This window comes from Streptomyces sp. f51 (genome assembly GCF_037940415.1).
Lineage (GTDB): Bacteria > Actinomycetota > Actinomycetes > Streptomycetales > Streptomycetaceae > Streptomyces.
Genome location: NZ_CP149798.1, coordinates 2519843 through 2543837, shown reverse-complemented (window position 1 = coordinate 2543837; position 23995 = coordinate 2519843). Strand labels below are relative to the sequence as shown.

18 protein-coding genes and 1 pseudogene are annotated in these 23995 nt (G+C 73.9%); 7 read left to right on the top strand and 12 right to left on the bottom strand.

Features of this window, described 5'->3' with window-relative positions:
* The first annotated feature begins 74 nt into the window (after positions 1-74).
* The 3 genes from WJM95_RS11185 (at position 75) to WJM95_RS11175 (ending at position 5383) form a co-directional block, all read left to right on the top strand.
* Entirely contained in the window at positions 75-2756 is a 2682-nt protein-coding gene (locus WJM95_RS11185; RefSeq protein ID WP_339129440.1) for an alpha/beta fold hydrolase, read from the top strand.
* Positions 2753-3616, top strand: coding sequence for an ABC transporter permease (locus WJM95_RS11180; RefSeq protein WP_339129439.1), 864 nt, complete (start codon positions 2753-2755; stop codon positions 3614-3616). The genes WJM95_RS11185 and WJM95_RS11180 overlap by 4 nt, the downstream gene beginning before the upstream one ends.
* Before the next feature lie 153 nt (positions 3617-3769).
* The gene (locus tag WJM95_RS11175) at positions 3770-5383 is read left to right on the top strand and encodes a von Willebrand factor type A domain-containing protein (protein WP_339129438.1); all 1614 of its coding nucleotides are present in this window, start codon (positions 3770-3772) and stop codon (positions 5381-5383) included.
* Positions 5384-5454: 71 nt separating this feature from the next.
* Here WJM95_RS11175 and WJM95_RS11170 read toward each other — a convergent pair whose 3' ends face one another.
* Positions 5455-5862 carry a rodlin gene (locus WJM95_RS11170; protein ID WP_339129437.1) on the bottom strand — a complete coding sequence of 136 codons (408 nt, stop codon included), beginning with the start codon at positions 5860-5862 and terminating at the stop codon, positions 5455-5457.
* Between the two features lie 202 nt (positions 5863-6064).
* Positions 6065-6475, bottom strand: coding sequence for a rodlin (locus WJM95_RS11165; RefSeq protein WP_339129436.1), 411 nt, complete (start codon positions 6473-6475; stop codon positions 6065-6067).
* 250 nt (positions 6476-6725) lie between these two features.
* Here WJM95_RS11165 and WJM95_RS11160 point away from each other — a divergent pair, with 250 nt between their 5' ends.
* The 3 genes from WJM95_RS11160 (at position 6726) to WJM95_RS11150 (ending at position 8973) form a co-directional block, all read left to right on the top strand.
* Positions 6726-7139, top strand: coding sequence for a rodlin (locus WJM95_RS11160; protein WP_339129435.1), 414 nt, complete (start codon positions 6726-6728; stop codon positions 7137-7139).
* Positions 7140-7469: 330 nt separating this feature from the next.
* On the top strand, positions 7470-7727 hold the full coding sequence (locus WJM95_RS11155; protein WP_339129434.1) for a chaplin: 258 nt from the start codon (positions 7470-7472) through the stop codon (positions 7725-7727).
* Positions 7728-7833: 106 nt separating this feature from the next.
* On the top strand, positions 7834-8973 hold the full coding sequence (locus tag WJM95_RS11150; protein WP_339129433.1) for a chaplin: 1140 nt from the start codon (positions 7834-7836) through the stop codon (positions 8971-8973).
* 190 nt (positions 8974-9163) lie between these two features.
* On the opposite strand, the gene WJM95_RS11145 is transcribed toward WJM95_RS11150, so the two are convergent.
* On the bottom strand, positions 9164-10435 hold the full coding sequence (locus WJM95_RS11145; RefSeq protein WP_339129432.1) for an FAD-dependent oxidoreductase: 1272 nt from the start codon (positions 10433-10435) through the stop codon (positions 9164-9166).
* Between the two features lie 440 nt (positions 10436-10875).
* Positions 10876-12036: pseudogene (locus tag WJM95_RS11140) on the bottom strand (ATP-grasp domain-containing protein); the annotation flags it as partial.
* Between the two features lie 168 nt (positions 12037-12204).
* Between WJM95_RS11140 and WJM95_RS11135 the strand changes: the two are divergent.
* Entirely contained in the window at positions 12205-14046 is a 1842-nt protein-coding gene (locus WJM95_RS11135; RefSeq protein ID WP_339129431.1) for a glycosyl hydrolase, read from the top strand.
* 22 nt (positions 14047-14068) lie between these two features.
* Here WJM95_RS11135 and WJM95_RS11130 read toward each other — a convergent pair whose 3' ends face one another.
* From WJM95_RS11130 to WJM95_RS11095, 8 genes are all read right to left on the bottom strand, one after another.
* Positions 14069-15199, bottom strand: coding sequence for a GNAT family N-acetyltransferase (locus WJM95_RS11130; RefSeq protein ID WP_339129430.1), 1131 nt, complete (start codon positions 15197-15199; stop codon positions 14069-14071).
* The gene (locus WJM95_RS11125) at positions 15196-15852 is read right to left on the bottom strand and encodes a lipopolysaccharide biosynthesis protein (protein WP_339129429.1); all 657 of its coding nucleotides are present in this window, start codon (positions 15850-15852) and stop codon (positions 15196-15198) included. Before WJM95_RS11125 ends, WJM95_RS11130 begins: the two co-directional genes overlap by 4 nt.
* A 16-nt stretch (positions 15853-15868) precedes the next feature.
* A complete protein-coding gene (locus tag WJM95_RS11120; RefSeq protein WP_339129428.1) occupies positions 15869-16981 on the bottom strand; it encodes a glycosyltransferase in 1113 nt (370 codons plus the stop codon).
* Positions 16978-17742 carry a polysaccharide deacetylase family protein gene (locus WJM95_RS11115; RefSeq protein ID WP_339129427.1) on the bottom strand — a complete coding sequence of 255 codons (765 nt, stop codon included), beginning with the start codon at positions 17740-17742 and terminating at the stop codon, positions 16978-16980. Before WJM95_RS11115 ends, WJM95_RS11120 begins: the two co-directional genes overlap by 4 nt.
* Entirely contained in the window at positions 17726-19408 is a 1683-nt protein-coding gene (locus WJM95_RS11110) for a lipid II flippase MurJ (RefSeq protein WP_339135479.1), read from the bottom strand. Before WJM95_RS11110 ends, WJM95_RS11115 begins: the two co-directional genes overlap by 17 nt.
* Positions 19409-19878: 470 nt before the next feature.
* A complete protein-coding gene (locus WJM95_RS11105) occupies positions 19879-21261 on the bottom strand; it encodes an O-antigen ligase family protein (protein ID WP_339135477.1) in 1383 nt (460 codons plus the stop codon).
* 52 nt (positions 21262-21313) lie between these two features.
* Positions 21314-22750 carry a sugar transferase gene (locus tag WJM95_RS11100; RefSeq protein WP_339129426.1) on the bottom strand — a complete coding sequence of 479 codons (1437 nt, stop codon included), beginning with the start codon at positions 22748-22750 and terminating at the stop codon, positions 21314-21316.
* Complete coding sequence (locus WJM95_RS11095) at positions 22747-23970, bottom strand: glycosyltransferase family 4 protein (RefSeq protein WP_339129425.1); 1224 nt, start codon at positions 23968-23970, stop codon at positions 22747-22749. The genes WJM95_RS11100 and WJM95_RS11095 overlap by 4 nt, the downstream gene beginning before the upstream one ends.
* Positions 23971-23995 lie beyond the last annotated feature (25 nt).

Genomic DNA, 23995 nt, shown 5'->3' with positions numbered 1-23995 from the left:
TACTCCCCTGGGAGGGGTGCCGGTTCAGCCCGGCGGCTGCCCCCGTCGCCGTCGCCCGCCCGTACCGTTGAGGCATGGATCTTCGACTGCCCCGGCCGCGCGGGCCGCGCCGGGGGCAACTCCCCGCCCCCACGAGGGCGCGAGCCCGCGGGAGATGGGCGGCCGCCGCCGCGGCCCTCGTCGTGCTCGCCGGCGCGGGCACCTGGACGGCCGTCGCCTCCGACGACGCGCCGGCCGTGCACCGCGCCGACCGCGTCATGGCCATGGACGGAGTGCGGATCGACACCTCGTACTTCACCGCGGGACCCGCCTCGCGGCGCCGACCCGCCGTCCTGCTCGCGCACGGCTTCGGCGGCAGCAAGGCCGACGTACGCGACGAGGCGGAGAAGCTCGCCCGTGACGGATACGCGGTCCTGACCTGGTCGGCCCGCGGCTTCGGCAGGTCCACCGGCCGGATCGGGCTGAACGACCCCAAGGCCGAGGTCGCCGACGTCTCCCGGCTCGTCGACTGGCTCGCCCGGCGCCCCGAGGTCCGCCTCGACCGGAGCGGCGACCCGAGGGTCGGCGTGGCGGGCGCCTCGTACGGCGGGGCGATCTCCCTGCTGGCCGCCGCCGACGACCCGCGCGTCGACGCCATCGCCCCCTCGATCACCTACTGGAACCTCGCGGACGCCCTGTTCCCGAACGGCGTGTTCAAGAAGCTCTGGGCGGGCATCTTCATCAACTCGGGCGGCGGCTGCGCCCGCTTCGAGCCCGAGCTGTGCGCGATGTACGACAGGGTCGCGGAGTCCGGCAGGCCCGACGCGGCGGCGAGGAAGCTGCTCCAGGACCGCAGCCCCTCCGCCGTCGGCGACCGCATCAAGGTCCCCACCCTCATCACCCAGGGCCAGTCCGACTCCCTCTTCCCGCTCGGCCAGGCCGACGCCATGGCCGAGGCGATCAAGGCCAACGGCGCCCCCGTCGACGTCGACTGGATCGCCGGCGGACACGACGGCGGCGACATGGAGAGCGACCGTGTGACGTCCCGGGTCGTCTCGTGGTTCGACCGCTACCTCAAGGACGACAAGAGCGTCGCCACCGGCCCCGCCTTCCGCGTCACCCGCACCGGAGGCGTCGACTCCACCGACGGCGCCGCCCTGCTGCGCGGCGCGAGCTCCGGCACCTATCCCGGGCTGGACAGCGGCCGGCACACCGTCGCGCTGAGCGGCCGTGAGCAGAGCTTCCAGAACCCGGCCGGTGCCAGCCCGCCCGCCATCTCGGCCCTGCCGGGACTCGGCGGCGCAGGCGGCCTCGCCCAGCTCTCCACCCTCGGCGTCGGGATCTCCCTGGACTTCCCCGGCCAGTACGCCCGCTTCCAGTCCGCGCCCCTGCGGGACGACCTGCGGATCACCGGCTCGCCGACCGTCACCGTGCACGTGCGCTCCAGCACCGACGACGCCGTCCTCTTCGGGAAGGTGTACGACGTCGGCCCCGGCGGCACCCAGCAGGTGCTGCCCTCCCAGCTCGTCACCCCGGTCCGCGTCGAGGGCGCGAAGAAGGGCAAGGACGTCACCCTCACGCTGCCCGCGATCGACCACGCGGTCCAGAAGGGCCACCGGCTGCGCCTGGTCCTCGCCTCGACCGACCTCGGCTACGCCTCCCCGGCCGCCCCCGCCACGTACACCGTGGCCCTCAAGAGCGCCCTCCAGGTCCCCACCGCGCCCGCCGTGAGGACCGCGGCCGCCCCGCTGCCCTCCTGGGTGTGGTGGCTGCCGCTCGCCGGAGCGCTCGCCGCCCTCGCCCTGGTGACAGCCGGCCGCCGCCGCACGAGCGCCCCCGCGCCCGACCCCGAACTGGCCGACGTCCCCCTCCAGATCACCGGCCTCGCCAAGCGCTACGCCAAGTCCGCCGACCGGTACGCGGTCAAGGACCTGTCGTTCCGCGTGGAGAAGGGCCAGGTCCTCGGCCTGCTCGGGCCGAACGGCGCGGGCAAGACCACCACCCTGCGCATGCTCATGGGCCTCATCACCCCCGACGACGGCGAGATCCATGTCTTCGGGCACGCGATCCGGCCCGGCGCGCCCGTCCTCTCCCGCGTCGGAGCGTTCGTCGAGGGCGCGGGCTTCCTCCCGCACCTGACCGGCCGCGAGAACCTGGAGCTGTACTGGCAGGCCACGGGGCGGCCCCCCGAGGACGCCCACATGGAGGAGGCACTGGAGATCGCCGGCCTCGGCGACGCCCTCGCCCGCGCCGTGCGCACCTACTCCCAGGGCATGCGCCAGCGCCTCGCCATCGCCCAGGCCATGCTCGGCCTCCCCGACCTGCTGATCCTCGACGAACCCACCAACGGCCTCGACCCGCCGCAGATCCGCGAGATGCGCCAGGTGATGATCCGCTACGCGGCGGCCGGCCGCACGGTCATCGTCTCCAGCCATCTCCTCGCCGAGGTCGAGCAGTCCTGCACCCACCTCGTCGTCATGGACCGCGGCCGGCTCGTCCAGGCCGGACCGGTGTCCGAGATCATCGGCTCGGGCGACACCCTGCTCGTCGGCACCGGGGCACCCGTCGACGCGCCGGTCGTCGAGAAGGTCGGCGCGCTGCCCGGCGTGCTCTCGGCCGTCGCCACCGAGGAAGGACTCCTCGTCCGCCTCGACCCCGACGGCAGCGCGCAACGCCTGGTCGTCGAACTCGTACGCCTCGAAGTGCCCGTCACGGCGGTGGGACCCCACCGCCGTCTGGAGGACGCGTTCCTCACCCTGATCGGAGGCTCCGCATGAGCACGCTCCTGGAGCGGACCGGCACGGCCGACGGGTACCGGGCGCGCCGCACCCTGCCGCTGCGCGTCGAACTCGTCCGCCAGCTCAAGCGCCGCCGCACCCTGGTGATGGGCGCGATCCTCGCGGCCCTGCCCTTCGTCCTGCTGATCGCGTTCGCGATCGGCGGGCAGCCCGGCGGGCGCAACGACCGGATCACCCTGATGGACACCGCCACCGCCTCGGGCGCCAACTTCGCCGCGGTGAACCTGTTCGTGTCGGCGGGCTTCCTGCTGGTGATCCCGGTCGCGCTGTTCTGCGGCGACACCGTCGCCTCCGAGGCGAGCTGGTCCTCCCTGCGCTATCTGCTGGCGGCGCCCGTGCCCCGAGCCCGGCTGCTGTGGTCCAAGCTCACCGTCGCGCTCGGACTCAGCCTCGCGGCGATGGTCCTGCTGCCGGTCGTCGCGCTGGCCGTGGGCACCGCCGCCTACGGCTGGGGCCCCCTGGAGATCCCCACCGGCGGCGCGCTCTCCGCCGGCACCGCGGCCCAGCGGCTGCTCGCCGTGATCGCGTACATCTTCGTGTCCCAACTGGTCACCGCGGGGCTCGCGTTCTGGCTCTCGACGAAGACGGACGCCCCGCTCGGCGCCGTCGGCGGCGCGGTCGGCCTGACCATCGTGGGCAACGTCCTGGACGCCGTCACCGCCCTCGGCCACTGGCGCGACTTCCTGCCCGCCCACTGGCAGTTCGCCTGGGCCGACGTCATCCAGCCGACACCGGAGTGGGGCGGGATGATCCAGGGCGCCGCGATCTCGGTGACGTACGCGCTCGTCCTGTTCGCCCTGGCCTTCCGCGGCTTCCGGCACAAGGACATCGTCTCGTAGGAATCCGGAAGATCACCCACCGGTCTCGGCGGCCCCTCACCGTGGCCGCTTCGCAATCCTTCCGCAACGCATCCGAGCGCACATCACGGCCCCCTCGGCCGTCACAGTCACACAGGTCGGCCCACACAAGGGCCGTACGCCGAGGGGGTACACATGGGGATCAAGCACATACGGAAGGCGGTCGGCGGGGACCGCCCACGCGGCGGCGCGCGGACGGCCGCCCGCCGGAGGGCCGCCGCCGCGCTGCTCGCCCTCCCGGTCGCGGGCGCACTGCTGCTCACCGGATGCGGCGCGGGAGGCGGCAGCAACTCCTCGGACGGCGACAAGTCCGGCGGCCGCAACCTTCCGCTGCCGGCCCCCGCCCGGCCGACGGGCGGCGCGGACCGGGCCGATCCGTCGGGCGCCCCCGAAGCCACGCCGTCGTCCGGGAACCTCTCCACCTTCGCCCTCGACGTCGACACCGCGTCGTACGGCTACGCCCGGCGCACCCTCGCGGAGGGCAGGGTCCCCGACCCCGCGACGATCCGCCCCGAGGAATTCGTCAACGGCTTCCGCCAGGACTACCAGCGGCCCGACGGCAACGGCTTCTCGGTGTCCGTCGACGGAGCCCGCACGGACGACGGACGCTGGTCCCTCGTCCGGGTCGGGCTCGCCACCCGCCCGGCCGACAGCGAGCGCGAACGCCCGCCCGCCGCCCTCACTTTCGTCATCGACATCTCGGGCTCCATGGCGGAGCCGGGCCGCCTCGACCTGGCCCGGGAGTCCCTCGACGTCATGACCGACCGGCTGCGCGACGACGACTCCGTCGCCCTGGTCACCTTCAGCGACGAGGCCGAGACCGTCCTGCCGATGACCCGCCTCGGCGGCCACCGCGCCCGCGTCCACCGGGCGATCGACGGCCTGGAGCCGACCGACTCGACCAACCTCGGCGCGGGCGTGCGGACCGGGTACGCGACCGCCGTCCACGGGCTGCGCGAGGGAGCCACCAACCGCGTCGTCCTCATCTCCGACGGCCTCGCCAACACCGGCGACACGGACGCCGACACCATTCTGGAACGGATCTCCTCCGCCCGCCGCGAGCACGGCATCACCCTCTTCGGCGTCGGAGTCGGCAGCGACTACGGCGACGCCCTCATGGAACGCCTCGCAGACAAGGGCGACGGCCACACGACCTACGTCTCGGACCGCGACGAGGCCTTCACCGTCTTCTGCGACCAGCTCCCGCAGAACATCGACCTCACCGCGCGCGACGCCAAGGCGCAGGTCGCCTTCGACCCCGGGACGGTCGAAGAGTTCCGGCTCATCGGCTACGACGACCGGAGGGTCGCCGACCAGGACTTCCGCGACGACAAGGTGGACGGCGGCGAGGTCGGCCCCGGACACACGGTCACCGCCCTGTACGCCGTCCGCACCCGCCCCGGCGCCTCCGGGCACCTGGCCACCGCGACCGTCCGCTGGCTCGACCCCGACTCCCGCGCCCCGCACGAGGAGACCGGCAGCCTGGAGACCGGCGACCTGCGCGACGGCGTCTGGAGTTCGCCGAACTCCTTCCAGGTCACCGCCGTGGCCGCCTACTTCGCCGACGCCCTGCGCTCCGGCGACTCCCGCCGCCGTCCGCTGCCCGGCGTCCCGACCCTCGGCGAACTCGCCTCACGGGCACGCTCCTTGGCGAACGTGACCGAGGACAAGGACGTCTCGGCGCTCGCCACCGCGATCGGACAGGCCCGCGACCTGGACATCTGCACCGGGGACTGCGCGGTCCGCTGAACTCCAGCGGGAGGCACGGAAAAGCGGGCCGCTCCGAGGAGCGGCCCGCTTTCCCGTGCGGGGGGAGGTGATCAGCTGCGGGTGGCGCCGTTGCCCGAGAGGACCGGGATGTTGTCCAGGATGTGCGAGAGCGGCTCGTCGCCCTTGGCCTGGGTGGAGTTCTCGGTGCACTGCTGGTTCTGCGGCGCGGACAGGATCGGCACGTCCTGAAGACCGATCTGCGCCAGGCCCGCCACGTTCTGGAGGTTGAGCTTGGCCGGCAGACCGACACAGGGCTTGTTCAGCGAGCCCTGGACCAGCGAGAGCTGGGGGCTCATGTCACCGAACGTGGCCTGGTTGCCGTACTTCTGGACGGCTCCGTTGCCGTTGACGGTGGTGACACCGTCGTCGTTGCCGATGGCCAGCGCCTGGGGCGCGGCGGCGGCAGCGGCGCCGACGAGGGAAGCGGCGATGGCGGCGGTCGCCCAGAGCTTCTTCATTTTGGTATTGCCCTTTCGAAGAGCGGACTCCGAGTGGAGTCGCGCCATGATCAACAGTGCTGCGGAAGGTGTGGTTGCGGGGTGTCCCCCGAATGGCCCGGGAGCTGCCCGGGCCGGCGCTCGCCACCGCCGCCGTCGAGGAGGTGGCAGCGGCGGCGGACCGCCGGACGAGCCGGTGGTCCGCCGCGCCCGGCGGAGGTGATCAGCTGCGGGTGGCGCCGTTGCCCGAGAGGACCGGGATGTTGTCCAGGATGTGCGAGAGCGGCTCGTCGCCCTTGGCCTGGGTGGAGTTCTCGGTGCACTGCTGGTTCTGCGGCGCGGACAGGATCGGCACGTCCTGAAGACCGATCTGCGCGGCGCCCAGCACGTTCTGGGCGTTGAGCTTGGCCGGCAGGCCGATGCAGGGCTTGTTCAGCGAGCCCTGGATCAGGGCCATCTGCGGGCTCATGTTGCCGTACGTGGCCTGGTTGCCGTAGATCTGCGAGGCGGCGTTCCCGTTCGCGGTGGTGAGACCCCCGTCGTTGCCGATGGCCAGCGCCTGGGGCGCGGCCGCAGCCGAGGCTCCGACGACGGAAGCGGCGAGAGCCGCAGCGGCCATAACCTTCTTGATCACTAGCTGATCCCTTCTGGAGTAACCCCGTCCACCGGAGCGACCTGGACAACTGACCCCGGGTCGCATGGTTGCTGCGATTCACCCCAATGGCCCATGTGGGCGGCGTGGCGGGTAAATCCTCAGGCCATAGGTAGGTGAATTCTGGAGGGTTCCGCGATCCGTTCGGGTGACGACGTGCAACCAATCCCGCCGGTCGCGGTTGAGGTGACGGCAGGAATACGCATCACCCGCAGAAAAGGAACCCGGAGAAATGTTCAAGAAGGCAATGGCAGTGGCAGCGGTCGCGGCATCCGTCGTCGGTGCCTCGGCGGCGCTCGCCCCGCAGGCGCTGGCCATCGGCAACGACAACGGCCTCACCACGGTGAACGGCAACGGCGCCGAGCAGTCGTACGGCAACGCCCTGACCAAGGGCGACATGAGCCCCCAGCTCTCGCTCGCCCAGGGTTCCCTGAACAAGCTCTGCGTCGGTCTGCCGGCCAAGGTCAACGCCCAGAACGTGCTCGGCCTGCTGGCGCAGGTCGGCGCCCAGGACGTCCCGGTCCTGTCCGCTCCGCAGAACCAGCAGTGCGCCGAGAACTCCACGCAGGCCAAGGGCGACGAGCCGCTCTCGCACGTCGTGGACAACATCCCGGTCCTCTCAGGCAACGGCGCCGTCGGCGGCTGACCTTCGTCCCGGGGCCCGGGCCGCACGCCGTGTTCGGACGTGCGGCCCGGGTCCCTGTGCGGGTGCTCGTCATATATATGAATTCCATCTCCGCCGTGTTGACACAGCCGTGTTGACATTCTCGTGCCGGGCGAAACGCTTCTTCTTCGGGGGGAGCGTTTCTCCTGTTGTGAAGCTCCCGTGTCGATTTCGGGCGGGGCGATTCGGGTGAATTCCCGACGAGTGCGGGTTCCGCAGTTTCTTCGGCGGTCCGTGGCTCGTTCACAGCCCGGCAGGTCATGATGCGAGCCGCCCAAGTAGCGCTCGCTCGGTTTCGGCCGACAAAGGGGCATGACCGCAGAGAAGGGAAAGCACGTGAAGCTCAAGAAGAGCGCTTCCGTCGTCGTCGGCGCCATCATGGCACTCGGCATGGCCGCCCCGGCCTTCGCGGACTCGGGTGCCGGCGGCTTCGCCGCCAACTCCCCCGGTGTCCTCTCGGGGAACGTGATCCAGGTTCCGATCCACATCCCCGTCAACGTGTGCGGCAACTCGGTCAACGTGCTCGCCCTGCTGAACCCGGCGATCGGCAACGGCTGCGCCAACCACTGACGTTCCGGCACTTCAGCCGCCTCCGGCTGTGCCACGGCCGGCCTTGGACCGCCTCGCGGACCCCAGGGCCGGCTTCCTCACTTCTCCCAGCAGGAAGACAACAAGAGTGCGACAGAACCTGAGTAGGGGAGTGGTCCTGGCCGCGGCTGCGACGGGCATCATGTCCCTGTACGCCAGTCCGGCCTTCGCGGACTCCAACTCGACCGCGACCGCTTCGGACTCACCCGGCGTGGCGTCGGGAAACAACGTCCAGGTTCCGGTGAACGTGCCGCTGAACGTCTGCGGCAACACGGTCGACGTCATCGCCGCCCTCAACCCGGCCTTCGGCAACTCCTGTGCCAACGGCCCGGTTTCGCAGGGCAGGCACACGGCGCCGCACCACCCCGCCCAGCACGACACCGGCTCCGCGCACCACCCGGGACGCGGCACCGGTCACGGTGGCCACCCCGGTGACCACAGCGCCGAGCACGGTGGATACGGGGGTCACCCCGGCGGCGAGCATGCCGGTTACGGCGGTCACCCCACCGGCGGCTACGGCGACGAGCACGGCAGGCACGGCGGCCACCCGGCAGGTGGCTACGGCGACGAGCACGGCCGGCACGGCGGGCACCCGGCCGGTGGCTACGGCGGTGAGCACGGTGGCTACGGCGACTCGGGTCACGGTCACTCGGGTTACGGCGACTCGGGTCACGGCGGCTACGGCGACTCCGGCTACGGCGACTCCCGTCACGGGCACCCCGGGCAGGCGGGCCCGGGCCACGGCGGCGCCGACCACCACGGCGGCTGGAGCGGCTCCTCGTCCCACGGCGAGGCGCACGGCTCGCCCGGTGTCCTCTCCGGCGACCAGGCCGGGGCTCCGATCGACGTCCCCGTCGAGCTGTGCGGCAACTCCGCGGACGTGGTGGGCCTGCTGAACCCCGTGTTCGGCAACTCGTGCGCCCACCACCACGGGCCGGACGGCCACGTGAGGACCCCGCACCACTGCACCCCGCCGGTGACGCCTCCGCACACGCCACCGCGGACGGTTCCGCAGCCGCCGAAGACGCGCACGCCGCACACGCCCGTCGTGCACACCCCGCCCGTGCAGGTCCACGAGCAGCCGCCCGCGCCGCCCACGGCGCACACCCCGCCCACGCTGGCGGAGACCGGCAGCGAGGGACTGATCGCCAACGCCGCGATCAGTGCCGCCCTGCTGGCGGGCGGCACCCTGCTGTACCGGCGGAGCCGGGCCGCTTCCCGCCCGTGACGCCCCGCTCCGGGTGCCGCTCGCGTCCTCGCGTCCGGCACCCGGAGCCGGTCCGGCACCCGGAGCCGGTCCGCGCACCCGCCCGGCGTCGGCACGCCGGGGCGGGCGCCGCCCGGGTCAGCGTCCCGCGCCGAGCCCCGGGTCACCACCCGGGCCGAGCCTTGGATCACCACCCGGGCCGAGGCCAGGGTCAGCGTTCCGCGCCGAGCCCCGGGGCGGATCCCTGCCGAAGGGCCCTGCCGGGCGCGGGGATCCGGCCGCCGCCCGGGCCCGCGCTCAGCCGCCGTCGTACACCGCGCACCAGCGTCTCGGCCGTGAAGCCGGCCCCCTGTACGAAGCGCATGGCCGGGCCGAAGGCGGAGGCGGTGACCAGGCCCGCCATGAAGAGCCCCGGCACCGACGACTCGAAGTCCCGCCCGACCGCGGGGGAACCGTCCGGCAGGGCCGCGAGACCCGCGCGCAGCTCGTCGTCCAGCAGCCCGAGCCGTTCGCGCCGGGCCCTGAACCCCGTGGCCGCGATGACATGGCCGGTCTCCAGGCGGGCCGTCGTGCCGTCCCGGCCCACCGTGTCGAGCCGTACCCCGGCGGCCGAGGCGCGGGCCGACGTGACCTCGTGACCCAGCATCAGTTCGACCGGCCCCTCCACGCGGTCACGTACCCACCAGGCGCCCGCCGGGCCCAGCGCGTCGGCCGTGATCCGGACCCGAGTGGGTTCCGGGAGCCGGCGGAAGAGCCCGGGACGCTCGGCGTAGAACCAGTTGCGCCAGCCACAGCCCAGACCGCTGTGCGGAGCGCGGGCGGACCGCCACCGCGGCCGCTCCCAGGCGGGCGGCACATCGTTCCAGGCCAGCTCGGGGGCGCGGGCCAGGACCCGGGTCCGTGTGCCCTGTTCGGCGAGCAGCGCCGCCGTCTCCAGGGCGGCCTGGCCCCCGCCGATCACGGTGACGTCCCGGCCCCGGAAGCGGGAGAGGTCGCCGTGGTGGCTGCTGTGCGACACCAGTTCGGGCCCCAGGCCGCTCAGCGCCGACGGCAGCTCGACGAAGGGCATCACCCCGACGGCCAGGGCGACCGTGCGGGCGCGCAGCACCTCACCGTCGCCGGTCAGGGTCTCGAAGCCCCCGGGGCGGGCCCGGACGCGGACGACCATGCGCTCGTCGACGCCGGGCACGCAGTGGCGGGCGAACCACAGGCCGTACGAGGCGAACACCTCGACCGGAACCGGTTCGCCGTGCCGGGCCGGCACACCCCGGCCCGCGCAGTACGTCTCCAGTCGTCGGCGGCCCTCGGGGTCGGAGAGGCTGGACGCCCACGGCTCCGACTTCAGGAACATGCCCCGGGGCATGTGGTCGCGCCAGGAGGCCATCGGGCGGCCGAGGACGCGCAGGTCGAGCCCGGCGGCCGCGGCGTGGGACGCGATGGACAGGCCGTAGGGTCCGGCCCCCACCACCAGGAGGTCGTACATCAGCGGCTGCTCGCTCTCTCGTCGTCGGTGGCGCCGCGGGCCGGAAAGCACGCAGGCGGGGCGGTCGGGCGGACGGACACCGGGGAGGGCGCGAGGGAGGACGGCGGGGCGGTTGCCGGGTCGGACGTCCGGCCGGCGCGGAGACGCGCGCGGAGGCGGTCGGCGCCGGGCCAGGAGCGCGGCCGTACGAGGGCCGGGTCCCTGCTCCCGGCACCCGCGCCTCCCGCCGGGCCCGTCACCGCTCCAGCCGTCCCCGCACCTGCCCCGGCCGCTCTCGCCCCGGTCGCCCTCGCACCGGCAGCCCTCGCACCGGTCGCCCCCGCACCGGTCGCCCCCGCATCGGCCGCCGCCGTGTAGGCGGCCGTCGTCACGGAAGCGTCGGCGGCTATCGCGGTCGCCCTCCGCGTGAGGGCCCGTACGCGCAGCACGCGGCCGGCGAGCTGGGCCAGGCGCAGGGACACGTGGCGGGCCCACAGGCCCCACAGCGCCCGCCCGGGTGCGCGGTCGTCCGGTGCGTGCCAGGCCAGCTCGCGATCGGGGCCGCGATGGCGCAGGGCCCGCAGCGGCGCGTAGTTCTCCACCACGAACACGCGGTCCGGCAGAGGTGCCGGGGCGGGCAGCGGACGATTCGTCAGATCCAGGTGCAGGGCGCGTACGACGTCCAGGCCCGCCGCGTCCTCGAACAGCCGGAACTGCGCGCCGGGGCGGGGGTTGAAGTCGAGCAGGTGGTAGCGGCCCGTCGTGTCGTCCCTGCGGAAGTCGAGGTCGAGGATGCCGCGGTAGCCGAGGGCGTGGGTGAGTCGTCCCACGAGGGCCTCGAGCCGGGCGTCGGGCGTCCAGCGGCCGACCGTCGTGAGGCCCGCCCCGCGCGGCCAGGCGCCGTGCTTGCGGCCCGCGCCGCCGCCGTGCGTCGCACCGGCCCCGTCGACGTATCCGTGGAAGAACCAGTCGCGGTCCGGCCCCGGCGGGAGATACGTCTGGAGCAGCAGTGGGCTGCCCGCCTCCGGGGTGCGCAGATACAGGGCCTCGGCCTCGCGCGCGGACCGGACCACCACCGTGCTGCGCAGGCCCCTCCCGGCCGGGATCAGCCAGGGCCTGCTCCACTTGGCCACCAGCGGCAGCCCCAGCTGCCAGGCCGCGGCGGCCGCCTGCGCGGGGCTCTGCGGCATCAGGGTCACCGGGTGGGGAACGCCCACGCGCTCGCAGACGGAGGCCAGTTCGGCCTTGTCGGCGACGCGTTCGGCGAGACCGCGGGGCTGACGCGGCAGCAGGAACCCGGCGCAGGGCTCCCCGCCCGGGGCGTTCACCGCGAGGGCGCTCACGTCATCCAACGGGACCAGTACGGCGGGCCGGGAAACCCGGGCGGCCACTTGGCGCAACACCGCGGCGATGTCCGCGGCGGACGCACCGGGCGGCGGCGGAGGGTGGGTCTGGCTGACAAAGCGCGATCTGCCGACGGGACTTCCCTCGGAGTCGGCGACCAGGTGCACCTCCACACCGGCTCTGCCGAGCGAGCGCACCGCTCCCAGCGTTCCGTGGTGAAAAGGGTTGCGGTCGACGCGCAGCAGCACGGCGGGGACCCGGTCGTCGAGTCGGTGCACGGGCTTCTCCTTCGGAGGCGGGGCGGGCTCCGTGACCGGGCGAGTCACCCCTGCGAGTGATCATCAGATCGCGAGGGCGGAACCCCGGTTGGCTGAATCGGAATTCATATGACTGAGTGTCAGTAATCGGAGGGTGAATCCGAGGACCAAGCAGGGAGAGGAGCAGGCATGGCCCCACAGCAGCAGCGGCCCCGGAGTGGAAGGCCGGCGTTCATCGCGGCCGGCATCGTCGCGTCGGTCGCCCTCGCGTCCGGTCCGGCATACGCCGTGGGCGCCGGGGCGGTGGGGACGGGCGATCCGCCGGTTCCGACCCCCGCCTCCTTGGCGCAACCGTCCGCGAACTCCTCCGCCGCCACGGGTGCCCGGGCCACGAGCACGAGGCCGTCCGCCGTGCCGGGGCGTGGGTCCGCCGGGTCGTCGGCTCCGGTCGCCGCCGCTTCCGCGAGGCCCGTCGCGGGTGGCACGAAGCCCGCTCGTCCCGCCGGGCCGGGCCGCCCCGAGCGCCCGGCCTTCGGCGCCTACCTCGACTACGGTCCCGAGGGCATCGCCCGTATCGAGGGGCTCAGCCAGTGGCTGGGCGGCGCCGAACTGCGGGTCGGACACACGTATCTGCCGGGTGACCGCTGGAGCAACATCGAGGGCGCCCCCGGATTCCTGGACGCCTGGGCGGACTGGCGCCGCCGCCAGGCCGACCGGATGCTCGTCCTCAACGTCCCGATGATGGAACGCAACGAGGAGGGCTTCTCCGACGGGCAGGTCCGCGAACTGCTGCGCGAGGCCGGGACCGGCGCCTTCGACCACCATTTCCGCGCGCTCGCCGAGCGGCTCGTCGAGCTGAAGGTGCCCGACACCGTCATCGTGCTCGGGTGGGAGATGAACGGCGTCACGTACACCCATCGCTGCGGTCCCGACCCGGAGGCCTGGAAGACGTACTGGAACAGGATCGTCACCGCCATGCGGTCGGTGCCGGGCCAGCGGTTCCGGTTCGACTTCGCCCCGAACCGCGGCCGGGACGCCATTCCCTGGACCGAGTGCTACCCGGGGGACGGCACCGTCGACATCATCGGCATGGACGCGTACGACCAGCCGTCGGGACTCTCGTTCGACGAGCAGGTGAAGGAGCCGTACGGGCTCCAGGAGCAGGTGGACTTCGCCAAGGCCCACGGCAAGTCGATCTCCTATCCCGAGTGGGGCCTCTACCGCAACGGCGACAACGCGACGTACGTGAAGGACATGCTCGCGTGGATGGACGAGCACAAGGCGCTGTACAACACGCTCACCGACTACTGCCCGCACGGTGTGTGGCAGTGCCGGGACAACCCGATGGCGGCCAAGGCCTACCGGGCCGTGCTGTCCCACCTCGCCGATCCGTCGCCCACCGGTCCGGTACCGACCCCGACGTCCGAACCGGCCTCGACCCCGACCCCGACACCGGCGGTCCCGACCCCGACGCCCGCCGTCCCGACCCCGACGTCCGAACCGGCCTCGACGCCGAAGCCGGTTCCGACGCCGGCCAAGACCCCGGTCAAGTCCCCGGTGTCCGAGCCGGTCTCCACGCCGACCCCGACACCCAAGCCGGTCCCGAAGCCGGTCCCGAAGCCGGTCGAGACCCCGACCCACAAGCCGGTGCCGAAGCCGGTTCCGACGCCGGCCAAGACCCCGGTCAAGACCCCGGTGTCCGAGCCCGTCTCCACGCCGACCCCGACACCGAAGCCGGTGGAGACCCCGACCCACAAGCCGGTCCCCAAGCCGGTCCCCAAGCCGGTCCCGAAGCCGGTTCCCACCCCGGCCAAGACCCCGGTGCCCAAGCCGGCTTCCACGCCGACCCCGACCCCGACCCCCACTCCGGTGGCCAAGCCCGCACCGCACGTGACCCCGGACCCGGCCACCTGTTCCTCGCTGGAGCTCGGTGACTGGGTGGAGTACTGGCTCGGCGGGAAGGTGTGCGTGCGTCTCGACTGGCCGTCGCACGACTGGTGGTCGGGCGACTGGTGGTCGAGCGGCTGGTGACCCCCCGGTGGCGGCGGGCCGGTCACGGCCTGCCGCCACCGCGTTCCTTCCAGCTCCGCAGCAGCTCCTTGCCCCGCCGGCGCGCGGCGACGTCGCACACGACCGCCGACATCAGCGGCGCCGTACGCCGGCGGGCGAGGAGCAGCCGCTGGTTGACGACCGGGTCGGGGCGCCAGTGGTGCTTGTACGGTTCGTCGCCGCGCAGCAGGCTCAGCGTCCCGCGGCCGCCGCCCTCGGTGTGCCGGGAGCAGGCGTCGAGCAGTATCACGGCCACGTCCGCCTTGCGTTCGCGCAGCTGCGGATGGGCTCCGTACAGATAGCCGCCCGCCAGGCGCCGCGACAGCAGGGTGAGGTCCACGGCCATCACGGAGCCGTCGAGCCGGAACTCGGTGACCACCGCGTCCCCCGACCGCACCATCGGGCCCACCGAGCGGACCAGATGCTCCGAGAACCGCTCGTGGAGGTGCTCGGACGTGACCTTGCGGCCCTCCCACTGGAGCCGGTGCAGTTCGAGCAGCCGGCCGAGGGCCGCGTCCACCTCGTCGTGGCCCACCACCCGCTGTTCGACCCCGAGCGCGGTGAGTTTGCGCAGCTTGGCCCGGACGCGCTGGGCCTTGGACGAGGGGAGGCGGCCGAGCAGTTCGTCCATCGAGGTGGCCGGCAGCTCCAGGCACAGGGAGTCCCCGACCTGGCGGCGCGGCCCGTGCCAGTGCTCGTAGACCCGTTCCACCGCGCCGCCGGGGCGTACCTCGCGGAAGTCGATCAGCGCGGTGCGGGCCGCGGCCGACAGTCCCTCGGCGAGCAGCGCGGCGGCGCGGTCGGCGTGCTCGTCGTCGAGGAGCACGTCCGCGTAGTCGGAGATCGGCCCGCCGAGCGGCACGAGCGTGGGCAGCCGGCGGCGGGCGCGCATCAGCGGCGCGAGCGCGATCAGCTCACCGCCCTCGCGCACGACCATCAGACGCAGCCGTCCCGGGGTCCCGTACGACAGCCACCAGGAGTGGAGCCAGGCGTGGCTCTGGAAGGCGGTGGCGGCGCCGCACCGGCGGTACAGGCGTCCCCAGGGGGCCGCCAGCTCGGCGAACTCCCGCTCGTCGGTGACGAGTTCGGCTCGTGCGGTGCCTGCCCTCGCACCGGCAAGGAGCGTCCCGCTCACAGCTGGCCGTGCACATCGGCGGCCGTGGCCGGGCTCGGCACCGAGGCCTGGCGGGCCGGATCGGCGTACCGCCGGGGACGGACCAGCAGCACGAGTCCGCCGAGCAGTCCGCCCGCGCTCGCGCCGACCAGGCCCGTCACCGTCGGGGACGGCGAGGACGCGGAGGCCGGCTTGATCGCGCGGGAGAACGACAGGAGTTCGACGTGGGTGCTCTGCTTGCTCTCGTTGGCGTGCTGCGTCAGGGAACGGGTGACCGCGTTGGCCATGTCGGCGGCCAGGTCGGGCCGTGCGGCGGTGGCCGAGACGGCGACCATCGGAGCGTCCGGGGAGGTCGCGGTCTTCACGCTCGACTCCAGGGTCTTGACCGGCACACCGGCCCACACCTGAGCGTCCCCGAGCACCGCGAGCTGGGTGGCGACCCGCCCGTAGGCCTGGGCGAAGCCGAGCGCGGCCGAGGGGTCGCCCTTGTCCGTCGGTACGGCGATGACATAGCTCGTGGCCGTGTAGGCCGGGGGCTTCACCACGCCGTACGCGCCGCCGAGCACGCCGCCGAGCACGGCCGTGGCGGCGAGCAGCGCCCACGGCGGCAGGGTCCGCGCCCGGGAAAGAGCCGAGCCCGAGGGGCGGTGGCCCCTGGTGAGGTTTTCGGACATGTGGAACTCACTCCAGTCAGGTGCGCGAGACAGCGGCCGCGTACACGTCCATCAGCTGGGCGGCGCTGCGGGTGATGCAGTAGTGGTGGGCCGCCTCCGGGGCCGCGCGGGGGGCGGGGCCCTTCGCGCGGACGTCGGTGAGCGCGCGGACGAAGGAGTCCGTGCAGCCCCCGACCCGGTTGGCGCCGGAGGCCGCGCCGGGCGGCAGGTCCTCGACGGCCGGGCAGGAGACGTACAGCACCGGCAGTCCGGCGGCCAGCGCCTCCACGACGGCCAGTCCGAACGCCTCCTCGGGGCTGGGCGAGGCGAGGACGTCCATGGCCCCCATCAGCGAGGGCAGATCGGCGCCGGGCGAGCCGTACGGGGGGCGCTCGCTGGCGAAGAGCACCCGGTCCCTGACCCCGGCGTCGTGCGCCGCGCGCCGCAGCGCGGTCTCCTCCATGCCGCCGCCGACCAGCAGCAGCCGGCAGTCGCCCGGCAGTTCGGCCAGCGCGCGGATCAGGACGTCGAACCGCTTGCCCGGCGCGAGCCGGCCGACACCGCCGACGACGTACGCGTCCTGCGGGAGCCCAAGCCGGCGGCGGGTGCGTTCGCGCAGGTCCGGGTCGAAGCGGAAGCGGGCGAGGTCGACGCCGTTGGGCACGACCTCGATGCGCGGTCCCGGCACACCCCAGCGGCGCAGGCGTTCGGCGACCGTGGGCGAGACGGCGACGGTCGACCGGCCGAGCCGCTCGCCGGCCAGATACAGGGCGCGCACCCCGGGACCGAGCGGGCGGCCCTCCATCTGGGAGTCGCCGAGCGAGTGCTCGGTGGCCACGACCGCCCGCACCCCGGCCAGCCGGGCGGCGAGCCGTCCGTACAGACAGGCCCGGTAGAGGTGGGTGTGCACGAGGTCGTAGCGGCCCGCGCGGATCACCTTCACCAGGCGGGGGAGCGCGGTGAGGTCGCGGTTGCCGGACATGCCGAGATGGATCACGCGCACACCGTCGGCGGCGAGCCCCTCGGCGACCGCGCCCGGATCGGTCAGCGTCACGACGTCGCAGGGCACCGGCAGATGCCGCAGCAGCAGCCGCAGTTGCTGCTCGGCACCGCCGACGCCGAGGCCGGTGATGATGTGCAGCGCCTTCACCGGCCCGCCTCGACCGGGCGCCGGCGCAGACGGTGCAGCCTGTGCTTCAGGAACAGGCGTACGGCGGTGTCGTTCTCGCCGATGTGCACACGGGGGAGGGCGTACGGGCCGGTCAGCGGGCCGGGGTCGATCGCGCAGCCGTAGCGGTATCCGGCGTCGCGGACCGCGTCCAGGACCCGGCGGTCGACGGTCCCGTACGGATAGCAGAAGCCGGCGACCGGAGCACCGATCAACTCCGAGAGCACCGCTCTGCTCTCGGCGACCTCGGCGTGCAGCACGGCGTCGTCGGCCTTCGTGAGGTCGACGTGGGTCAGTCCGTGCGAGCCGACCTCCATGCCCTCGGAGGCGGCGGCGAGCCGGATGCCCTGCTTGCCCAGCAGGGGCTTGCGCGGGCCCAGCGGATCCCAGGCGTTCTCGCCGCCGAGCCGTCCGGGCAGGACGAAGAGGGTGGCGCCGCACGCGTGGCGCCGGAGCAGCGGGAGCGCGGTCTCGACGAAATCGGCGTACCCGTCGTCGAAGGTCAGGGCCACCAGGTCCTGCCCCTGGCCGCGGGCGCGGGCCGCGAGCAGATCGGAGACGCACACCCCCCGCAGACCGCGCCTGCGCAGCCAGGCCAGCTGCCGGCCGAGGCGGTCCGGGGAGACCGTGACGCGGTACGGGTCGTCGGAGCAGTCCCCGACGGAGTGGTACATCGCCACCCAGGGCGGCGCGTCGAGGGAGCTCGTACCGGTACGTCTGCTGCTGTCAGCGGAAACGGGCATGCGAAACCCTTCGTGTGACGGAACGGAGTGCGGAGGCGAACCCCTCGACCCGGAAGGCCCAGGCCAGCAGGGCGAAGACGACGGTCACGACCGTGCCGCCGACGACGAGTCCGAGCAGCGGGGAATCCACGCCGCTCGCGCACAGACCGCCGGTCACCGCCGCGGTCAGGGCGGCCCGCAGCGGCTTGCCGATCTCGGCCACCACCTTGCGGGTGCGGATCGGCACGCTGCGCGGACCCATGCCGTACAGCAGGAGCACCGCGGTGAGGGTGATGCCGGCCGCGTTGGCCGCGGCGATCCCGCAGACCCCCCAGGGGCCGACGGCCAGGGCCCCGGCCCAGCAGGTCGCGACGATCCCGGCGGTCATCGCGAACAGCGGGTACCAGGTCGGCCGCGTCGAGGAGAAGTACGAGCGCACGAGCGCGCCGACCAGGGTGTGGCCGAGCAGCCCGAGGGCGTACACGCGCATGACCGCCGCCGTCGCCGCGGTGTCCTGGGCGGTGAACGCACCCCGCTGGAAGAGCAGTTGGACGATCTGCGGGGCGCACGCCACGACCGCGGCCGTGCCGAGGAGCACCGTGCAGGCGACGAGGGACAGATCGCGCTCCACCCGGTCCCTGGCGCGCTCGGTGTCGCCCTCGGCGATGGCCTGGGCGACCACCGGGAAGGTGACCGTACAGAGCATCAGCGAGAGCACCATCGGCATCTGGGCCACCTTCTGGGCGTAGTTCAGATGCGAGATGGCCCCGGCGGGCAGCGAGGAGGCCAGGAAACGTTCGACGAGGACCTGGGACTGCCGGCACAGCGCGAACAGCAGGACCGTGCCGATGAGGGTCAGATCCATCGGACGGGCCGGATCCCCGTCCAGGTCCCCGGTCGCCGGCTGCCCGCGCCGCAGCTGCCGCCACAGCGACGGCGCCTGCGCCACCACCATGAGCGCGCCGCCGACCGCGACGCCGAGCGCGGCCGACCGCACGCCCCAGCGCGCGCCGAGGAGGAACATCACCGTGATGATCCCGGCGTTGTACGCCATGTAGATCGCCGCCGGAGCCACGAACCGCCGGTGCGCGCGCAGGGCCGCGCTGGCGTATCCGGCGAGCCCGAAGGAGAACACGCAGGTCGCGGTCAGCCGGGTGCAGTCCACCGCGAGCCGGGGATCGGGCAGGCCCGGCGCGAGCGCCTCGACCAGGTACGGCGCCCCCGCGATCAGCAGCGCGCCGACGGCCGCGAAGGCGAGCGTCAGCCGGGGCAGGGTGGCGGCGACCAGCGCGCGCACGGGATCGCCCGCGGCCCCTTTCGCGCGCCGGGTCACGGCCACGCTGAACGCCGGGATCAGCACGAAGGCGAGCCCGTCCTCGATCAGCAGCGTGGCCGCGAACTCCGGCACCGTCCAGGCGACCAGGAACGCGTCCGTGTCCGACCCGGCGCCGAAGAGGTGCGCCAGCGCCTGGTCGCGTCCCAGGCCCAGCAGGGCACCGGCGATCGACAGGGCGATGGTGACGAGCGCCGCCTTGGCGAGAAACCGGTCGGTGGCCGCCTCGTGCCGGCCCGTTCCCTTGCGGGGTCCGGGGGGTGGTGCGGCGGCGGGGGACGGTGAGGAGGTCGAAGGGACAGCGGGGGCAGCGGGGGTGGAGGGGGTGGAGGCGGAGGCGCGTGCGGAGGGCAGCGGGAGGGACGGCGCGTCACGGCCGCCGACGCCACCAAATTCGGCACCTTCGACGCCCCTGGGTCCGGCCCCGGTCCCGGAACCGGCACCAGCCCCGGCTTTGGAACCGGCACCAGCGCCGGTTCTGGAACCGGCCCCGACACAGGTCTCGGAACCAGCTCCGGCCCCGGTTTTGGAACCGGCCCCGACACCGGTCTCGGAACCGGCACCAGCCCCGGTTTTGGAACCGGCCCCGACACCGGTCTCGGAACCAGCACTAGCCCCGGCTCTGGAACCGGCCCCGGCACCGGTCTCGGAACCGGTTCCGGCCCCGGCTTTGGAACCGGCACCAGCCCCAGCTCTGGAACCGGCTCCGACCCCGGTTCCCGCACCGATCCCGGTTCCCGCACCGATCCCGGTTCCCGCACCGGCCCTTGTCCCGGAGCCCGGTCCCGTGTCCTGGCCCTTCCCCGCCCTCGGCGGCGTCACCGTCATCGGGCCGTGGCCTCTTCCCGTACGGCGCCGGCCGGTGCCGGCGTGCCGGGGGCGGGGGACGCGGACGGGTCCATCAGCGCCCACCAGCCGATGACGCCGAAGACGACGGCCGTCAGGACCGTGGAGGGGCCGCCGATGTCCGCGTACACGAAGTCGACCAGCTGCCAGACGAGCAGCCCGCACGCCACGAGCCCGCAGTCCGTGCCGCCCGGGGCGCCGCCCTCGGCGTGACCGGGTCGGGCCGAGGGGCCGGGGTGCGTGGCGTCCCGTGGCGCACGGCGTACGCGAACCAGTCCGCGCAGCGCGCACACCAGCAGCGCGAGCCAGCTGCCGCCCAGGGCGAGCAGCCCGACGAGGCCCTGCTCGCTGAGCACCAGGAGGTACATGTTGTGCGGCGAGAGCAGCGCCTGCTTGTGATAGGCGGCGCCCGCGCCCGCGATGTCGCTGCCCGAGGAGAGCGCGAGCGAGGCGTGACCGTCCCGGTTGTCCGGGAAGCCCTTCAGCCCGACGCCCGTCAGCGGGTGCTCGCGCCACATGCCGGCCGCCGCCGCCCACATCGTGTACCGGTCGGTGACCGACTGGTCCGGCGCGTCGGTGACCTGCGTGATGCTGGCGATCCGCTCCTGGAGCATCGCGCTGCCGAAGCCGAGGCCGCCGACCAGGATCATCCCGGCCGCCGCCAGCGCCGCGACCACCTTCACCGCGCGCCGCAGCCCCGCGAGCACCAGCTGCGCCCCGCAGGCCACGGCGGTGGCGATCCACGCTCCCCGGCTGAACGAGACGGCCAGCGGCGGCAGCAGGAGAAGCGCGCACAGCACGGCGACGGAACGCTGCCGTGCGTCGGCCGTTCCCAGGGCCAGGGCCACCGCGCAGACCAGCCCGAAGGCGACCACCGTCGCCATGCCCATCACGTCGGTCGGCCCGAACGTGCCGACCGCGCGGACGTCCTCGCCCTGGTAGGAGGCGCCGGTCCCGGTGACGTACTGCCGTACCCCGACCGCCCCCTGCCACAGCGCCAGCGCGACGAACGACCAGGCCAGCAGCCGCAGATCGCGCCGGTCGCGCACGAGCAGCAGGACCGCGGCCGGCACCAGCACGAAGATCTGGAGGTAACGGGTGAGGCCGGTGATCCCGGCCCCCGGGTCCGCCGCGCCGGCCGCCGCGACCGAGATGCCGACCACCGGGAGCCCGAGGACCAGGGCCGCGGTCGCGGACAGGGGGCGACGGCGGGTCCGCAGGAGATGGAGGGCGCAGCAGAGCACCACGAGACCCGACATGGCGTCCGCGATGTTCGCTCCGCCCTCGCCGCTCGGCGCGATCGGCAGGGCGAGCAGCGCGATCACCGCGACGACGGGCAGCACCGGCAGCGCGCGCCGCAGGGCGGCGGTCGGACGGTCCAGGGGAGTGGCGGGCAGGACCTGGCTCACCGGCTCAGCTCCCCGTCGGGCGCACCAGCGCCGCGGCCGTGCGCAGCAGGATGCAGATGTCCTGCCACATCGACCAGTTGTCGATGTACGCGTTGTCGAACCGGCAGCGGTCCTCGATCGAGGTGTCGCCGCGCAGCCCGTGCACCTGGGCGAGTCCGGTGATGCCGGTCTGCATCCGGTGACGGGCCGCGTAGCCGGGGTAGGTCTGGCTGAACTTGGCCACGAAGTAAGGCCGTTCGGGGCGCGGCCCGACCAGGCTCATGTCCCCCCACAGGACGTTCAGGAGCTGGAGCAGCTCGTCGAGCGAGGTGCGCCGCAGGAAGCGGCAGAAGCGGCTCATCTCCTGCTCGCCCGCCACGCTCCAGCGGGTCGCGGCCTCGTGCGCGTCGACCGGGCGGTGGGTGCGGAACTTCAGCAGGGTGAACGGCCGTCCGTCCTTGCCGATGCGCTCCTGCCGGAACACCACCCCGGGTCCGTCGGTCAGCCGCAGGACGGCCGCGCACACCAGCAGCAGCGGACCGGCCAGCAGCAACAGTGTTCCGGAGACGGCGATGTCGAGGAACCGCTTCCCCACACCCGCCCTGCGGCCGCTCATCGACAGGGGACGGCAGGCGAAGCCGGCCAGCGTGTGCCGGCCCTCACGGTCGTACGACGGGCAGTCCGGGTCGACCTCCCACAGCTCGCAGCCCGCCAGCGCCAGCGCCCGCAGCATGGGCCCGCGCCGGCCGGGCGGTTCCACCACGAGCACGGCCCGCACACCGTTCTGGATGAGCGCCCGCTGCACCTCCTCGCCGGTGGTGAGCACGGGCAGTCCGTCGAGGCCGGTCGGCCGGTCGGAGACGACACCCACCGGCCGTACCCCGCAGTCGGGACGGCGCAGGAAGGCCGCGGCCACCCGCTGCGCCGTCCCGGCGGGACCGACGACCAGAGCGGCACCGGGGTGCCGGGCGAGCGCGCGGCGGCGCCGCCAGTGCACCGTGCCGCGGCCCGCGCAGCTGATCAGCGACTGTGCGGCGCACCCCAGGGCCAGCGTCCGGGCCGACAGCGCCCCGTCCGGGGCGAACGCGGCGAAGGCGGCGGCCAGCGCGCACCAGGTGACCGCGATCCGCGCGCAGACGGCGGGCAGTTCGTCGAGCAGGGCGGGCAGCGGCACCGGCCGGTACAGGGCCGCCCGCGTGTTCAGGGAGAGCACTCCGAGCAGCAGGGCCACGAGGATCAGCGGGTGCCGCTGGATCTCGCTGGGCGTCTGTCCGGCCACCAGCGCCGCGACGGCGTCCATGGCGGCCAGCGGCAGCCACGAGGTACGCCGGACGGTGTTCCGCTGCCCGGCGGGGAATCTGAAACCGCCGTCGGTCTCCCGCGAAGGCATGACCGAGACGGACGAGGATCCGTACTCCCAGGGCTGGCCGCCGGGGGAGGGAACGGTGCTTTCCGCAGTCACGAGTGGATGGACTCCCTGCACTCGGTGTGGTCCGCGCACATGACGCTCCCGGGGTGCGTGCACAGGACGCTCCCGGGGTGCTGCGGTGGTCGGCCGGACAGCAGGTCGCGGTACACCCCCGCGACCGCGTCGGCCGTCAGGCGCACGTCGTGCGTGGTCAGTACGTGGCGGCGCCCCTGGTGGCCGAGCGACTCGCGCAGCAGGGGATCGGCCAGCAGCGCGCCGATCGCCTCGGCGAGCGGCGCCGGTTCGGGCGTGGCCACCAGACAGCGGGTGTCGTGGTCCGGCGGCAGGCTCTCGCGGGCGCCGTCGACGTCCGTCATGACGACCGGGCGCCCGCAGGCCATGGCCTCCAGCGGGGCCAGCGCCATGCCCTCCCAGCGGGACGGCAGCACCACCAGATCGGCGGCCTGGTACCAGGGGACCGCGTCGGCGGCGGCCCCGGCGAACAGCACGTCACGCGGCGCCCCGGCGCGCAGCCGCGTGGCGTCCGGTCCGTCCCCGACGAGCACGAGCCGCGCCGTGGGCACGCGCCGCAGCACCGTGGGCCACGCGTCGAGCAGGATGTCCTGCCCCTTCTGCCGGCACAGCCGCCCCACGCACACCACCAGCGGAGCCGCCGGATCGACCCCGGCGAGCAGCGGCAGTCCGGCTCGTACGGTGTCCACGGAGGCCGGGTGGAAACGCCCGGGGTCGACGCCGTTCGGGATCACCTTCCAGGGGGCGCGCACTCCGGCTCGTACGCCGGTCGCGCGCTCCGCCTCGCTGACGCACACCACCCGGGCCGCCCAGCGCGCTCCCCACCGTTCCCAGCGCAGTGCGAGCGCCGCGGCGGCACCGTCGACCGCCTCGAACGACCAGGCGTGCGGCTGGAACACCGTCGGGACCCGTCCCCGCAGGGCGAGCCGGGCCGCGAGCCCCGCCTTCGCGCTGTGCGCGTGCACCACGTCGGGCCGCACCCGTGCCAGGACCCGGCCGAGCCGCCTCACCTCCTGCGCCAGCTGCGGCCCCGGTGCCCGCGTCGCGTGCCAGGGGCGCACGTCCGCGCCGAGCGCCCGGACCTCCCTGGCGAAGGCGTTGTTGTCCGGGCAGGCGACGCTCACCCGCGTTCCGGCGGCGAGCTGCGCCCCGACGAGGTCGGCGACCACGCGGGCGACACCGCCGTCGACCGGCTGCGTGACATGAAGGACCCGCGGCGGAGGGTCTGTTGGCAGATGCATGCGCGGTTCCTCGCTGACGGGCGGC

Coding starts and splice junctions, on each gene's coding strand:
- WJM95_RS11180 (WP_339129439.1), top strand. CDS start 2,753: ATGAGCACGCTCCTGGAGCGGACCGGCACGGCCGACGGGTACCGGGCG.
- WJM95_RS11185 (WP_339129440.1), top strand. CDS start 75: ATGGATCTTCGACTGCCCCGGCCGCGCGGGCCGCGCCGGGGGCAACTC.
- WJM95_RS11175 (WP_339129438.1), top strand. CDS start 3,770: ATGGGGATCAAGCACATACGGAAGGCGGTCGGCGGGGACCGCCCACGC.
- WJM95_RS11160 (WP_339129435.1), top strand. CDS start 6,726: ATGTTCAAGAAGGCAATGGCAGTGGCAGCGGTCGCGGCATCCGTCGTC.
- WJM95_RS11170 (WP_339129437.1), bottom strand. CDS start 5,862: ATGAAGAAGCTCTGGGCGACCGCCGCCATCGCCGCTTCCCTCGTCGGC.
- WJM95_RS11135 (WP_339129431.1), top strand. CDS start 12,205: ATGGCCCCACAGCAGCAGCGGCCCCGGAGTGGAAGGCCGGCGTTCATC.
- WJM95_RS11115 (WP_339129427.1), bottom strand. CDS start 17,742: ATGCCCGTTTCCGCTGACAGCAGCAGACGTACCGGTACGAGCTCCCTC.
- WJM95_RS11145 (WP_339129432.1), bottom strand. CDS start 10,435: ATGTACGACCTCCTGGTGGTGGGGGCCGGACCCTACGGCCTGTCCATC.
- WJM95_RS11095 (WP_339129425.1), bottom strand. CDS start 23,970: ATGCATCTGCCAACAGACCCTCCGCCGCGGGTCCTTCATGTCACGCAG.
- WJM95_RS11155 (WP_339129434.1), top strand. CDS start 7,470: ATGACCGCAGAGAAGGGAAAGCACGTGAAGCTCAAGAAGAGCGCTTCC.
- WJM95_RS11125 (WP_339129429.1), bottom strand. CDS start 15,852: ATGTCCGAAAACCTCACCAGGGGCCACCGCCCCTCGGGCTCGGCTCTT.